Annotated in this window: 12 protein-coding genes, 5 tRNA genes and 1 riboswitch; of the genes, 12 read left to right on the forward strand and 5 right to left on the reverse strand. The window is 57.7% G+C overall.

What is annotated here, in order from left to right; translation table 11 throughout:
* Positions 1-4 precede the first annotated feature (4 nt).
* Entirely contained in the window at positions 5-1015 is a 1011-nt protein-coding gene (gene astE / locus CAG02_RS14855) for a succinylglutamate desuccinylase (RefSeq protein ID WP_085709724.1), read from the forward strand.
* A 45-nt stretch (positions 1016-1060) separates the two neighbouring features.
* On the opposite strand, the gene CAG02_RS14860 is transcribed toward astE, so the two are convergent.
* Positions 1061-1570 carry a 6,7-dimethyl-8-ribityllumazine synthase gene (locus CAG02_RS14860; RefSeq protein ID WP_039772077.1) on the reverse strand — a complete coding sequence of 170 codons (510 nt, stop codon included), beginning with the start codon at positions 1568-1570 and terminating at the stop codon, positions 1061-1063.
* Between the two features lie 102 nt (positions 1571-1672).
* Positions 1673-1845: riboswitch (FMN riboswitch) on the reverse strand.
* A gap of 197 nt (positions 1846-2042) precedes the next feature.
* On the opposite strand from CAG02_RS14860, the gene ltaE reads away from it, so the two are divergent.
* From ltaE to CAG02_RS14900, 8 genes are all read left to right on the forward strand, one after another.
* Positions 2043-3047, forward strand: a complete 1005-nt coding sequence (gene ltaE / locus CAG02_RS14865; RefSeq protein ID WP_085709725.1) for a low-specificity L-threonine aldolase — start codon at positions 2043-2045, stop codon at positions 3045-3047.
* Between the two features lie 146 nt (positions 3048-3193).
* On the forward strand, positions 3194-5818 hold the full coding sequence (gene alaS, locus CAG02_RS14870) for an alanine--tRNA ligase (RefSeq protein WP_085709726.1): 2625 nt from the start codon (positions 3194-3196) through the stop codon (positions 5816-5818).
* Positions 5819-5908: 90 nt separating this feature from the next.
* Positions 5909-7150 (forward strand): aspartate kinase, encoded by a 1242-nt coding sequence (locus CAG02_RS14875; RefSeq protein WP_007951048.1) that lies wholly within the window; start codon positions 5909-5911, stop codon positions 7148-7150.
* A gap of 187 nt (positions 7151-7337) precedes the next feature.
* A complete protein-coding gene (csrA, locus tag CAG02_RS14880) occupies positions 7338-7526 on the forward strand; it encodes a carbon storage regulator CsrA (RefSeq protein ID WP_002554426.1) in 189 nt (62 codons plus the stop codon).
* A 62-nt stretch (positions 7527-7588) separates the two neighbouring features.
* Positions 7589-7679: transfer RNA gene (locus tag CAG02_RS14885), tRNA-Ser, on the forward strand.
* A gap of 107 nt (positions 7680-7786) precedes the next feature.
* Positions 7787-7863 (forward strand) — tRNA-Arg (locus tag CAG02_RS14890).
* A gap of 72 nt (positions 7864-7935) precedes the next feature.
* A tRNA-Arg gene (locus CAG02_RS14895) sits at positions 7936-8012 on the forward strand.
* A gap of 72 nt (positions 8013-8084) precedes the next feature.
* Positions 8085-8161: transfer RNA gene (locus CAG02_RS14900), tRNA-Arg, on the forward strand.
* 19 nt (positions 8162-8180) lie between these two features.
* On the opposite strand, the gene CAG02_RS14905 is transcribed toward CAG02_RS14900, so the two are convergent.
* Positions 8181-8699, reverse strand: coding sequence for a cell envelope protein SmpA (locus CAG02_RS14905; protein ID WP_085709727.1), 519 nt, complete (start codon positions 8697-8699; stop codon positions 8181-8183).
* Positions 8700-9018: 319 nt separating this feature from the next.
* Between CAG02_RS14905 and mgtE the strand changes: the two genes are divergently transcribed.
* The gene (gene mgtE / locus CAG02_RS14910; RefSeq protein ID WP_085709728.1) at positions 9019-10461 is read left to right on the forward strand and encodes a magnesium transporter; all 1443 of its coding nucleotides are present in this window, start codon (positions 9019-9021) and stop codon (positions 10459-10461) included.
* A 112-nt stretch (positions 10462-10573) separates the two neighbouring features.
* Here mgtE and CAG02_RS14915 read toward each other — a convergent pair whose 3' ends face one another.
* On the reverse strand, positions 10574-10900 hold the full coding sequence (locus CAG02_RS14915; RefSeq protein ID WP_003178899.1) for an Arc family DNA-binding protein: 327 nt from the start codon (positions 10898-10900) through the stop codon (positions 10574-10576).
* 389 nt (positions 10901-11289) lie between these two features.
* Between CAG02_RS14915 and phnN the strand changes: the two genes are divergently transcribed.
* The gene (phnN, locus tag CAG02_RS14925) at positions 11290-11859 is read left to right on the forward strand and encodes a phosphonate metabolism protein/1,5-bisphosphokinase (PRPP-forming) PhnN (RefSeq protein WP_085709749.1); all 570 of its coding nucleotides are present in this window, start codon (positions 11290-11292) and stop codon (positions 11857-11859) included.
* Here the strand turns inward: phnN and CAG02_RS14930 are convergent.
* Together CAG02_RS14930 and CAG02_RS14935 are read right to left on the reverse strand one after the other, a co-directional pair.
* Positions 11834-12013, reverse strand: coding sequence for a PA3371 family protein (locus CAG02_RS14930; RefSeq protein WP_085709730.1), 180 nt, complete (start codon positions 12011-12013; stop codon positions 11834-11836). The two genes, phnN and CAG02_RS14930, sit on opposite strands and share 26 nt — an antisense overlap.
* Positions 12014-12033: 20 nt before the next feature.
* Entirely contained in the window at positions 12034-12261 is a 228-nt protein-coding gene (locus tag CAG02_RS14935; RefSeq protein WP_085709731.1) for a hypothetical protein, read from the reverse strand.
* A 297-nt stretch (positions 12262-12558) separates the two neighbouring features.
* Between CAG02_RS14935 and CAG02_RS14940 the strand changes: the two genes are divergently transcribed.
* A tRNA-Arg gene (locus CAG02_RS14940) sits at positions 12559-12635 on the forward strand.
* The last annotated feature ends 519 nt before the right edge of the window (positions 12636-13154 follow it).

Below are 13154 nucleotides of genomic sequence, written 5' to 3' on the forward strand. Positions count from 1 at the left end.
CTCTATGCTCGCCCTCGGCAAACTGCTTGAACTGACCCTCGCCGGCCGCGAACCGGCGGAGAAGACTCAACTGACTGTCGAAGGCGTGCGCATGCGCTGGCTGAGCGAGGGTGCGCTGGAAGTCCGGCCACCCGAGGCGCGCGACAATGGCCTGGACCTGCTGCTGTCGGCAGGCATCCACGGCAACGAAACGGCACCGATCGAATTGCTCGACCGGCTGCTGCATGACATCGCCCGCGGCGACCTGAAGCCGCGCGCACGCATTCTGTTCCTGTTCGGCAACCCGGAAGCGATTCGCAAGGGCGAGCGTTTCATCGAGCAGGACGTCAATCGGCTGTTCAACGGCCGTCACGAACAAAGCAGCGGCTCCGAAGCCCTGCGCGCCTGCGAGCTGGAACGTCTGGCCGCGAGCTTCTTCAGCGTGCCGGATCGTCAGCGACTGCACTATGACCTGCACACGGCGATTCGCGGTTCGAAGATCGAACAGTTTGCGTTGTATCCGTGGAAGGAAGGTCGTCAGCATTCCCGCCTTGAACTGGCCCGCCTGCGCGCTGCCGGCATGGAAGCGGTGCTGTTGCAGAATAAACCGTCGATCGTCTTCAGTTCCTACACCTACGACAAGCTCGGTGCCGAGTCCTTCACGCTGGAACTGGGCAAGGCGCGGCCGTTCGGGCAGAACGCCGGGGTCAATGTGTCGCTGCTGGAAACCCGTCTGAAGCAGATCATCGAAGGTACCGAGCCGGAGATGGCCGAGCAGGGCCTGGACGGTCTGCAACTGTTCAGCGTGGCGCGGGAAATCATCAAACACAGCGACTCGTTCCGCCTGAACCTGCCGGCGGACATCGAAAACTTTTCGGAGCTGGATGTGGGTTATGTGCTGGCCGAAGACCTGGCCAATACCCGCTGGATCATCGAAGAGCAGGGCGCGCGGATCATCTTCCCCAACCCCAAGGTCAAGAACGGCCTGCGGGCAGGCATTCTGATCGTGCCGACCACTGACGAAAATCTCGCCTGAAACTGAATCTCCCCCACGCAGCGCGCGGGGGAGATCGTTATTGCATCAGACCGCTACAGCACGCGGCTCGGTGCGGCGCAACGCACGCACTTTCTGCAGCGTATCCGCGCAAGTCTTCGCCGCTTCCTGACCCTTGTGCACGAAATGCTCGAAGAAGAACTTCTGGTGTTCTTCGCCGGCATGGAAGTGGTGCGGGGTCAGCGACACCGAGAACACCGGCACTTCGGTTTCCAGTTGAACCTGCATCAGGCCGCTGACCACCGACTGGGCAACGAATTCGTGACGGTAGATCCCGCCGTCCACCACCAGTGCGGCGGCGACGATGCCGGCATAGCGACCGGTCTTGGCCAGCAGCTTGGCGTGCAGGGGCATTTCAAAGGCGCCGCCGACTTCGAAGAAATCGATGTCCGATTCCTGATAACCCTGGGCGATCATTTCGGCGAGGAAGCCCTTACGGCTCTGGTCGACGATTTCCTTGTGCCAGCAGGCCTGGATGAACGCGACGCGCTCGCCGTGAGGGTGTTTGCTTTTGCTGTCGATAGCGGTAGGTTGCATGTTCTGACTCCTGTTTGTGTGAAAAACAGGGCGTTATGAATCGAAAGGGATTCAAGGGTACGCACGCTCGCGCGAACACGGCGGACGGCCCTTTGGCGTTAATCCCGTTCTCTCTTCATCCGGACTGTGACCGTCGGCCCCGGAATCACACCGGGTCTGCTGACCTTGCCGTCGTTCACGGTGTTTTGCCGTGTCCGTCACCAAGCGCTCGCGGGCTATGCGCATTGCGCGCAATTACCGCCGGTGGGGAATTGCACCCCGCCCTGAGAACGTTTCGCCGCCCTTTATCGGGCGGCGCAGCGTTTTTAACACAGATCGGCGGGCTGTGCATTGCGCCTTTGTGATGATTGCCATCGGATTTTTCGAAGCGTGGAAACGACTTTTCCTTGCGCGAGGGTTGATTAATCCGCGCCATGCCCGCAGTAATTCCTCTACGAAAAGGGATTTCCCCTGCTGACCAGAGGCCAGGTTCATGAGCGTTATCGATCTTCGCAGCGACACCGTCACCCAACCGACTCCCGCCATGCTCGACGCGATGACCGCGGCGGCCACCGGTGATGATGTGTATGGCGAAGATCCGACGGTCAATCGTCTGGAAACAGAACTGGCAAAACGGCTGGGTTTTGCCGCCGCGCTGTTCGTCCCGACCGGCACCATGAGCAACCTGCTGGGCTTGATGGCCCATTGCGAGCGCGGTGACGAGTACATCGTCGGCCAACAGGCGCACACCTATAAGTACGAGGGCGGCGGCGCAGCAGTGCTCGGCTCGATCCAGCCGCAGCCGCTGGAAGTGCAGACCGATGGTTCGCTGGACCTGGATCAGGTGGCAGCGGCGATCAAACCTGACGACTTCCACTTCGCCCGCACCCGCCTGCTGGCACTGGAAAACACCATGCAGGGCAAGGTGTTGCCGATGGAGTATCTGGTCCTGGCGCGTCAGTTCACTCGAGACAATGGCCTGCAGCTGCACCTGGACGGTGCGCGTCTGTACAACGCCGCCGTCAAGCTCGGGGTTGATGCCCGGGAAATCACGCAGCACTTCGATTCGGTATCGGTGTGCCTGTCCAAAGGCCTCGGCGCGCCTGTCGGTTCGGTGCTTTGCGGTTCGGCCGAGTTGATCGGCAAGGCGCGGCGCCTGCGCAAAATGGTCGGCGGTGGCATGCGTCAGGCCGGATTGCTGGCGGCGGCGGGGTTGTATGCGCTGGATCACAACGTCGAGCGTCTGGCGGATGACCATGCCAACGCGCAAATCCTGGCCGAAGGCCTGCGCAAGGCCGGTTTCACCGTCGAACCGGTGCAGACCAACATGGTTTACGTGCAGATGGGTGACCGTGCCGAAGCGATCAAGGCGTTTGCCGCCGAGCGCGGGATCAAACTGAGCGCTGCCGCCCGTCTGCGGATGGTCACGCACATGGACGTCAATCGCTCGCAAATCGAGCAAGTGATCGCGACATTCGTCGAGTTTTCGCGCAAGTGACAGCGTTAGCCCCTCAATTGACCGTTTCTATCGTATAAACACGCTGTACCCCGCGCGCAGGGCCGATATAATGCGGCCCTTTGCCGTCGTTTCGTCTGTTGACGTTTCGTACAGGCCTTTGGCCGCAGCCTCCGTGGAAGAACCTAATGAAAAGCGCAGAAATCCGTGAAGCCTTCCTTCGCTTCTTCGAAGAGCAAGGCCACACCCGTGTAGCCTCCAGCTCTTTGATTCCGGGCAACGACCCAACCCTGCTGTTCACCAACGCGGGGATGAACCAGTTCAAGGACTGCTTCCTGGGCCAGGAAAAGCGCGCGTACACCCGCGCCGTCTCCAGCCAGAAATGCGTGCGCGCCGGCGGCAAGCACAACGACCTGGAAAACGTCGGTTACACCGCCCGTCACCACACCTTCTTCGAAATGCTGGGTAACTTCAGCTTCGGCGATTACTTCAAGCGTGATGCCATCACCTACGCCTGGAACTTCCTGACCTCCGAGAAGTGGCTGAACCTGCCGAAGGAAAAGCTGTGGGTCACTGTCTACGCCAGCGATGACGAGGCCTACGACATCTGGACCAAGGAAGTCGGTGTGCCGGCCGAGCGCATGGTGCGCATCGGCGACAACAAGGGCGCGCCTTACGCCTCCGACAACTTCTGGACCATGGGCGATACCGGCCCGTGCGGTCCTTGCACCGAGATTTTCTACGATCACGGCGCCGACATCTGGGGTGGCCCACCGGGCTCGCCGGAAGAGGACGGTGACCGTTACATCGAAATCTGGAACAACGTGTTCATGCAGTTCAACCGCACCGCCGATGGCGTGTTGCACCCGCTGCCAGCGCCGTCGGTGGACACCGGCATGGGCCTGGAGCGGATCAGTGCCGTGCTGCAGCACGTTCACTCGAACTATGAAATCGACCTTTTCCAGAGCCTGCTGGCCGCTTCGGCCAAGGCCATCGGTTGCAGCAACGATAACCAGGCGTCCCTGAAAGTCGTGGCTGACCACATCCGTTCCTGCGGCTTCCTGATTGCTGACGGCGTGCTGCCGTCCAACGAAGGTCGTGGCTACGTACTGCGCCGGATCATTCGTCGCGCCTGCCGTCACGGCAACAAGCTGGGCGCCAAGGGCAGCTTCTTCTACCAGATCGTTGCCGCTCTCGTGGCAGAGATGGGTGAAGCCTTCCCAGAGCTGAAATCCCAGCAGGCGCACATCGAACGCGTACTGAAAGCCGAAGAAGAGCAATTCGCCAAGACCCTGGAGCAGGGCCTGAAGATCCTCGAGCAGGATCTGGCCGAGCTCAAGGGCGACGTGGTTCCGGGCGACGTAGTGTTCAAGCTCTACGATACCTACGGTTTCCCGATGGATCTGACCGCGGACATCGCCCGCGAGCGCAGCCTGACCATCGACGAAGCCGGTTTCGAGCGTGAAATGGAAGCCCAGCGCGTCCGTGCACGTTCCGCCAGCTCCTTCGGCCTGGACTACAACAGCCTGGTCAAGGTTGATGTCGATACCGAATTCACCGGTTACCACGCCACCAGCGGTTCGGCGAAAGTCGTTGCTCTCTATAAAGATGGCCAGTCCGTGGACGTCTTGAGTGAAGGGCAGGAAGGCGTTGTGGTCTTGAACCAGACGCCGTTCTACGCCGAGTCCGGTGGTCAGGTTGGCGATTGCGGTTATCTGCAGGCCGGCAACAGCCGTTTCGACGTGCGCGACACCACCAAGACCGGCGGCGCATTCCTGCACCACGGCGTGCTGGCGTCGGGCAGCCTGATTGTTGGCGCACCGGTGGAAACCCACGTCGAAGCCGACGTGCGTCACGCCACCTCGCTGAACCACTCGGCCACGCACTTGCTGCACGCTGCGTTGCGCAAGGTGCTGGGCGATCACGTTCAACAGAAAGGCTCGCTGGTCGACAGTCAGCGCCTGCGTTTCGACTTCAGTCACTTTGAAGCGATCAAGCCGGAGCAACTGAAAGCCCTGGAAGACATCGTCAACGCCGAGATTCGCAAGAACTCCGCCGTTGAAACCGAAGAAACCGACATCGAAACCGCCAAGCAGAAAGGCGCCATGGCGCTGTTCGGCGAGAAGTACGGCGACAACGTGCGCGTGCTGAGTATGGGCGGCGATTTCTCCGTCGAGCTGTGTGGCGGTATCCACGCCAACCGTACCGGCGACATCGGCCTGCTGAAAATCATCAGCGAAGGCGGTGTGGCATCGGGTGTGCGTCGTATCGAAGCGGTCACCGGCGCTGCGGCGCTGGCTTACTTGAACGCTGCTGAAGAACAACTCAAGGAAGCGGCCAGCCTGGTCAAGGGCAGCCGCGAAAACCTGATCGACAAGCTGTCGGCTGTACTGGAGCGCAACCGCGCGCTGGAGAAGCAGCTCGAGCAGTTGCAGGCCAAGGCCGCTGCTGCCGCCGGCGACGATCTGTCGGCTTCGGCTGTGGACGTCAAAGGCGTGAAGGTTCTGGCCGTGCGTCTGGATGGTCAGGACGGCAAGGCGCTGCTGGCGCTGGTCGATCAGCTGAAAAACAAACTCGGCCGCGCAGTGATCCTGCTCGGCAGTGTCCATGAGGAAAAGGTCGTACTGGTTGCAGGCGTGACCAAGGACCTGACTGGCCAACTCAAAGCCGGTGATTTGATGAAACAGGCTGCTGCGGCAGTGGGCGGGAAGGGCGGTGGTCGTCCGGACATGGCGCAGGGCGGCGGTGTCGACGCCGGCGCACTGGATAGCGCACTGGCGCTGACCGTTCCATTCGTCGAGCAGGGTTTATAAGACGGTCTGTCGGGCCCGCAGTCTAGTGGCGGGCCCGGCGGCTGTTCGAGTGATTATTGGGCGCCCTTCATGGGCAGAGGCGGCTTTGAAATGGCTTTGATCGTACAGAAATTTGGAGGCACCTCGGTCGGCACTGTCGAGAGAATCGAGCAGGTCGCCGACAAGGTTAAGAAATTCCGCGATGCCGGCGATGACCTGGTGGTTGTGCTGTCTGCAATGAGCGGCGAAACCAACCGTCTGATCGATCTGGCCAAGCAAATCAGTGGCGAAGATCAACCGGTTCCGCGTGAACTGGACGTGATTGTCTCCACCGGTGAGCAGGTGACGATCGCCCTGTTGGCCATGGCGCTGATCAAGCGCGGTGTGCCGGCGGTGTCGTACACCGGCAACCAGGTGCGGATCCTGACGGACAGTGCGCACAATAAAGCGCGTATCTTGCAGATTGATGACCAGAAGATTCGTGGTGACCTGAAGGCTGGCCGTGTGGTTGTGGTCGCCGGTTTCCAGGGCGTCGACGAGCACGGCAACATCACGACCCTGGGTCGTGGTGGTTCCGACACCACCGGCGTGGCGCTGGCCGCTGCGTTGAAGGCTGACGAGTGCCAGATCTACACCGACGTCGACGGTGTCTACACCACTGACCCGCGTGTGGTATCGGTTGCTCAGCGTCTGGACAAGATCACCTTCGAAGAGATGCTGGAAATGGCCAGCCTCGGTTCCAAGGTGCTGCAGATCCGTGCCGTGGAGTTCGCCGGCAAGTACAACGTTCCGCTGCGCGTACTGCACAGCTTCAAGGAGGGTCCGGGCACCCTCATTACTATTGATGAAGAGGAAACCATGGAACAGCCGATCATTTCCGGCATCGCTTTCAACCGCGATGAAGCCAAGCTGACCATCCGTGGCGTGCCAGACACCCCGGGCGTGGCGTTCAAGATTCTCGGCCCGATCAGTGCCGCGAACATCGAAGTCGACATGATCGTGCAGAACGTCGCGCACGATAACACCACCGACTTCACCTTCACCGTGCACCGCAACGACTACCAGTCCGCGCAGACCGTGCTGGAAAACACCGCTCGCGAGATCGGTGCCCGTGAAGTCGTCGGCGACACCAAGATTGCCAAGGTCTCGATCGTCGGCGTCGGCATGCGTTCCCACGCAGGCGTGGCCAGCCGCATGTTCGAATCCCTGGCGAAGGAAAGCATCAACATCCAGATGATCTCGACTTCGGAAATCAAGGTTTCCGTCGTGATCGAAGAGAAATACCTGGAACTGGCCGTGCGCGCCCTGCACACGGCTTTCGAACTGGATGCTCCAGCCCGTCAGGGCGAGTAATCCTGGTCAATGAAGGGCGCGGTCTGACCGCGCCCTTTATTTTTTGAATGGCGCGAGCCCTGAACTGTTCTTTTGCTCGCGCTGGTCAATACTCAGGCATGTAGGGCTACGATCGCTCCGGTTGTAGGTCGGGTGCCTTTTTTTTGCAGACTGTTGTCCCTGAAATGATTCGCGTGAGGAGAAAGGTATGCTGATTCTGACTCGTCGGTGCGCAGAAAGCCTGATTATCGGTGATGGCGAAATCACCGTGACCGTGCTCGGCGTCAAAGGAAATCAAGTGCGTATCGGCGTCAATGCCCCGAAAGAGGTCGCCGTGCACCGTGAGGAAATCTACCTGCGTATAAAGAAAGAGAAGGACGAAGAACCAAGTCATTAATTTTTATTGATTTTTATGTTTGCAAACGGGGAAAAGGTTGGTTAAGATACGCCCCGTGTTGCGGAGAGCTGGCCGAGTGGCCGAAGGCGCTCCCCTGCTAAGGGAGTACACCTCACAAGGGTGTCGGGGGTTCGAATCCCCCGTTCTCCGCCATTATTTGCTTAGTACGTTGTAATCTGGCTTTTTCTGTAAGTTGTTGAAATTAATAGAAAAAGTGGTTGGAATAGAGATTAGACGGGCTATAATGCGGCGCAACAAATGCACTCGTAGCTCAGCTGGATAGAGTACTCGGCTACGAACCGAGCGGTCACAGGTTCGAATCCTGTCGAGTGCACCATTTAAGAGTCAGTTGCAGCAATGTAAATGACTCGGCTTCAACCAGGTGTGATCTGGTCTAACAAACACAAATGCACTCGTAGCTCAGCTGGATAGAGTACTCGGCTACGAACCGAGCGGTCACAGGTTCGAATCCTGTCGAGTGCACCATTTAAGAGTTAGTTGCAGCAATGTAAATAACTTGGCTTCAACCAGTTGTGGTCTGGTCTAAAAACACAAATTGCACTCGTAGCTCAGCTGGATAGAGTACTCGGCTACGAACCGAGCGGTCACAGGTTCGAATCCTGTCGAGTGCACCATATACCAAAAAGCCCGCGTTTAACGCGGGCTTTTTGCTGTCCGGGATTTGAGTTTTCCTGTCACGCATCCTTTCTCATCAAAATCGACCTGAGCACTGCGGCCTCGCTTGAGGTCGTAACGATAAGTCGTTGCCGAATTGCGGATGCTGATCTTGTCAGGCTTGCCCAGGGCGCTCTCAACATCCTGTTGGCTCATGCCGGCGATGATTCGTTGATTGATGATTGCTTCGCGCTTCTGTCGTGCGTCGATCAGATCTCCACATTTGTCTTTTGTCCGGCCTACGACGGCCATTTCTCGCTTTCTGATATTCATACCGGATATTTCTTCGTGTCGGGCTTCGGGTATCAGTGCCACTGTCGAGCCGGGCGAGTAGGGGCGTACCTCCTGGAGTAAAAGGCGCTCATTGTTCGCGCAACTCAGCGTTGTGAATGTGAGGCTGCCGTCAGCAGCTTCGCAGCGGTGAAGTGTCGTTGTGTTCCCTGTGGGCGGGAGGCAGAGCAGGGTGGTCAGCATGAGTCGGGATGTTTTCGATGGCATTCGGCGTCCTCCATGACGATCCCTTTCAAGCGTAGTCGGCAGTTTTTTCGCTGCCGGTGTGTTTTCTTTTCAGGATGAGTCGTCGGAGTCTGAAGAGTCAGGACAGCGCTCAGCTTTGTCTCGCAAGCGCTTGTTTCAGCCTAGATTTTTAACGTTTAAAACCGTCAGGCGGTGTATCATTGCGCCCGTCAGCCCCGCCGGGGCTTATGGAAAACTTCCATGGACTTACCCAGTAGTTACTCAGTACCCCGTTTTACCAATCATGAATTGACTGATTGATCCTTCCGGCGTGCCCCGCTGCTGGGAGTGGAGTTCGCCTATGTCCGAAATCGAAGTAAAGAAAACACAGGAAAGCCTGCAGGATCGCCTGGCTCAGGTCGTTGAGCTGCTGCAGCGCCAGCGGGTCGTCGAAGACCTGACTCACCGCCAGGAAGGCGCACATCACGATCGGGTCGAGAACCTGGTCCACCGGCAAAATCTCGTCGAGTTGCAACGCAAGCTCGATGATCTGCACTCTGCCGACGTTGCCTACATTCTTGAAGCCCTGCCGCTGGACGATCGTCTGACGCTCTGGCAGTTGGTCAAGGCTGATCGCGACGGCGACATTCTTCTCGAAGTATCCGACTCCGTCCGTGAAACGCTGATCGCCGACATGGACGATCACGAGCTCCTGGCTGCTGCCAAGGACATGGATGCCGACGAACTTGCTGACCTGGCCTCCGAGCTGCCGCGAGACGTCGTCCATGAGCTGATGGAGACTCTGGATCAGCAGCAACGCGAGCGCGTGCGTTCGGCCCTCTCCTACGACGAGGAGCAGGTCGGTGCGCTGATGGACTTCGAGATGGTGACCATCCGTGAGGACGTCAGTCTTGAAGTGGTCCTGCGTTACCTGCGCCGCCTGAAAGAGCTGCCGGGTCATACCGACAAGCTGTTCGTGGTCGACTACGACGGCGTACTCAAGGGCGTGCTTCCGATCAAGCGTTTGCTGGTCAATGATCCGGAGAAACAGGTTTCCGAAGTCATGGCCAGCGATCCGGTGAGTTTCCACCCGGACGAAGATGCCTACGACGCCGCTCAGGCGTTCGAGCGTTACGATTTGATCTCGGCACCGGTGGTCGACAAGAACGGCAAGCTGATCGGCCGTCTGACCATCGATGAAATGGTCGACCTGATTCGTGAGGAGAGCGAAAGCGAAGTCCTCAACATGGCGGGTCTGCGGGAAGAGGAAGATATTTTCGCTTCCGTCTGGAAATCCCTGCGCAACCGTTGGGCGTGGCTGGCGATCAACCTGATCACGGCGTTCGTCGCGTCGCGGGTGATCGGCCTGTTCGAAGGGTCGATCGAGAAGCTGGTGGCGCTGGCCGCTCTGATGCCGATTGTGGCGGGTATCGGTGGTAACTCCGGCAACCAGACGATCACCATGATCGTTCGCGCCATGGCGCTCGATCAGGTCAGCACGGGTAATACTTCGCGTCTGATGCGCAAGGAGCTCGCCGTTGCGTTGATCAACGGCCTGGTCTGGGGTGGAGTGATCGGTGTAGTGGCTTACATGCTCTACGGCAGTTGGTCGCTTGGCGTGGTGATGACGGCTGCGATGACGCTCAACCTGTTGCTGGCGGCTTTAATGGGGGTGTTGATCCCGATGACGTTGGCCAAGATGGGGCGAGACCCGGCAATGGGGGCCAGTGTGATGATTACGGCCATGACCGATAGTGGCGGCTTCTTCATCTTCCTGGGGTTGGCGACGATTTTCCTGCTCTGATTTCCTGTGTCGAACAGCCCGCCAATTGGCGGGCTTTTTTTCGTCCTTGAAATCCCGGATTGCGGGCAAAAAAAAGCCAGCATTCATGCTGGCTTGAGATATTCGATTTGACTCAGGATGCGTCTGCGGCCATTTCGGCGTCGTGGGCGATCAGAGAAACCAGTGCGTTCTGCTGGCGATGGGAGAGTTGGCGGAAGCGTTGCAGTAACTCGCGTTCGTGCAGCGAAAGCTCCGGGCTGTCGAGGCGCATGCTCAGCTCTTCGCCCAGTGCGCCTTCCTGAATAAGACTCTGCTCAAGGCGCGCAATGATCTCGGAGTTCATGCTGCGATGATGATTGCGAGCCACCTCGGCAATGCGTTCACGCATTCCGTCTGGCAGGCGTACGACGAACTTGTCAGCCGTACGGCTGGAATAAATTGCCTGTTTCAATGGGCGCATATATTTAACCGGTTAGTTCAGGGGAGCGGTTCTCGGGATTGGCCGCAGGATGAGTCGTAGGACAAGCATCCGCGCCAAATGGTTCAACCTGAATTGTTAAGAGGCTCGCATCATGCCTCAAAATTGCCAGATCATTGGCGTCAATTCTGTGACAAATATTGATCCGGGTAAAGGCGTAATGCCAGCACCAATTATCAGAAATGCGGACTGGTTTGAAAAGAATGAGCCGGCCCGTATCGCTGACCGCGTCCTGAAGCGCACGAAGGGATGCCCGAAGGCGTCAGACCGTGCATGCTATGCGGCTAAAATCGTTGTTCCTTACCTTGTACAGGATAGTGGCAAATGGCCGATTTACTAGGGGCGTGCACCTGCTGGGGGGCGTTTTCAGGATGGATGGCAAGCTTATTTATCTGATGGGGCCATCTGGTTCGGGCAAGGACAGTCTCATCGAGGCTGTGCGTGAGCGTTTGCGTCTGCTGGGTTGTGAGGTCATGCGCCGCGTCATTACTCGGTCGGCGGAATCTGTGGGGGAGGATGCGCTCAGTGTCACTCCCGAGGAGTTTGATCGACGCCGACGCGCCGGTGAATTTTCATTGTCATGGCAGGCGAACGGACTCTCCTATGGTATTCCTGCTGAAATGGACCAGTGGCTGAAAACCGGGCATCACGTATTGGTAAACGGATCGCGCGCGAACCTGCGCCAAGCGCTGGAGGATTATCCGACGCTGTTGCCGGTTTTGTTGACAGTCAGGGAAGAGGTGTTGCGGGAACGTCTGCTCAAGCGTGGGCGAGAAACGCTTGAGCAAATCAATGCCAGGCTTGCTCGCAACGCCTTGTTCCTGGAAAGGAGGTCAATCAGCAGGCCTGTGTTCCAGCTCGACAACTCTGGCGAGTTGGCGGTGGCCGCTGATCATTTTGTGGAATGGGTGAAGCTCAACGTAGTACCGGATCAAATTTGAACTTGCGGCCGGCTGCCAGTGCAAGCAAGAACAGCACTGCAAAAACGGCGCAACCGATCAGGGGCGGGGTGACTTCGGTTTGTTCGAACAGCGAAAAATGCAGGGCGCCGCTCAAAAAGGCGAGGATCAAAAATCCTGCCGCTGACTTGGACATGCTGTACTCCTGAAGATGATTCAAAACACCAGGCGATCGATCGATTTGGCTTGCGACGTCTCGAGGGGCGCGCTGACTTCCTGTGAGTGGCTGCCCTGGTCACTCAGCACTGCCCACTGTGGCGCCTTTTGTACCTGCAAGTAATGCGGCATACGCTGTGCAACCGGTTCAGTGCTCTCGGGGGCAAAGTGAAAGCCCACCAGAATCGCTAAAGCGATCGCGTTTGCAAGCAAGAGGGTGCGGTTCATGAGGCTGATCTCCGATCGTTCTTCTGCAGAACAGGCGAAGCAGTCGTCATGCCAATAGTTTAACTGCTGTTAAGTCCTTTAAAAACAAGCATTTAAGATGCAGGTTAAAAAATGGTGCATTGCAATGTGCAATGACGGTTATTTTGTGATGATGCAAATTGCACGGTAAATCGCCCTTCGAGATTGCGGGGCGCCTGCCTACACTTAAAATGCCCTACGGACGACATGACAAATCAAGGTTCGGCCGTTAACATGCTCGCCGTCCGTCGCGCAGCGTCTGCAAGCGACAACGTGTATGTCTCAGTAGCTCAATTGGATAGAGCATCCCCCTCCTAAGGGGAAGGTTGGCAGTTCGAACCTGCCCTGGGACACCATCTTTGCAAAACCTTCTTGTTGATGTCCGCCGGCCTCACGGTTGATTATCACTTTCTGTTGTTCTCATATTCCTAGGATTTGCTGAAGCTGCGCGGGCTGGTTTCGTCTCGTGGGTGGCTCATTGCTTCTGAATCGATCCTCAGCTTCCTGTCTTGTAATGCAGTCGGTTCGATGGGTATTGCTTGGCTTTGCGTTTTCATGGAGCTCGAATGTTCTTCTATCTATATATAGAGGAGCATGAGGGGACATTGGGTACGGTTGCTCGTTGCGCTGAATGCGCGCTGATATCTGGATCTTTCGACGGTGCTGAGCTTCTGACTGATAGAAAAACCAAATTAAGGGTTGACGGCAGATTCTGGAGGCCTATAATTCGCCCCACTTCCGGCGCAGTCGAAACGGAAAACTCCTTGAGATTCAATGAGTTATGTAGGTTTCGATGGCGGATTGCTTCAGATCATCGAAGCCTGGAAGGAGTTGGAAATGCCGGTTTGTCTGGCGCTTTCAACGGTTCGGTCTTC

This window comes from Pseudomonas sp. R43(2017) (assembly GCF_002112345.1).
Lineage (GTDB): Bacteria > Pseudomonadota > Gammaproteobacteria > Pseudomonadales > Pseudomonadaceae > Aquipseudomonas > Aquipseudomonas kribbensis.

Excerpts from the sequence above, each read along its gene's own strand:
- astE (WP_085709724.1), top strand. The coding sequence starts at position 5 with ATGCTCGCCCTCGGCAAACTGCTTGAACTGACCCTCGCCGGCCGCGAA.
- CAG02_RS14860 (WP_039772077.1), bottom strand. The coding sequence starts at position 1,570 with ATGCAACCTACCGCTATCGACAGCAAAAGCAAACACCCTCACGGCGAG.
- ltaE (WP_085709725.1), top strand. The coding sequence starts at position 2,043 with ATGAGCGTTATCGATCTTCGCAGCGACACCGTCACCCAACCGACTCCC.
- alaS (WP_085709726.1), top strand. The coding sequence starts at position 3,194 with ATGAAAAGCGCAGAAATCCGTGAAGCCTTCCTTCGCTTCTTCGAAGAG.
- CAG02_RS14875 (WP_007951048.1), top strand. The coding sequence starts at position 5,909 with ATGGCTTTGATCGTACAGAAATTTGGAGGCACCTCGGTCGGCACTGTC.
- csrA (WP_002554426.1), top strand. The coding sequence starts at position 7,338 with ATGCTGATTCTGACTCGTCGGTGCGCAGAAAGCCTGATTATCGGTGAT.
- CAG02_RS14905 (WP_085709727.1), bottom strand. The coding sequence starts at position 8,699 with ATGCCATCGAAAACATCCCGACTCATGCTGACCACCCTGCTCTGCCTC.
- mgtE (WP_085709728.1), top strand. The coding sequence starts at position 9,019 with ATGTCCGAAATCGAAGTAAAGAAAACACAGGAAAGCCTGCAGGATCGC.
- CAG02_RS14915 (WP_003178899.1), bottom strand. The coding sequence starts at position 10,900 with ATGCGCCCATTGAAACAGGCAATTTATTCCAGCCGTACGGCTGACAAG.
- phnN (WP_085709749.1), top strand. The coding sequence starts at position 11,290 with ATGGATGGCAAGCTTATTTATCTGATGGGGCCATCTGGTTCGGGCAAG.
- CAG02_RS14930 (WP_085709730.1), bottom strand. The coding sequence starts at position 12,013 with ATGTCCAAGTCAGCGGCAGGATTTTTGATCCTCGCCTTTTTGAGCGGC.
- CAG02_RS14935 (WP_085709731.1), bottom strand. The coding sequence starts at position 12,261 with ATGAACCGCACCCTCTTGCTTGCAAACGCGATCGCTTTAGCGATTCTG.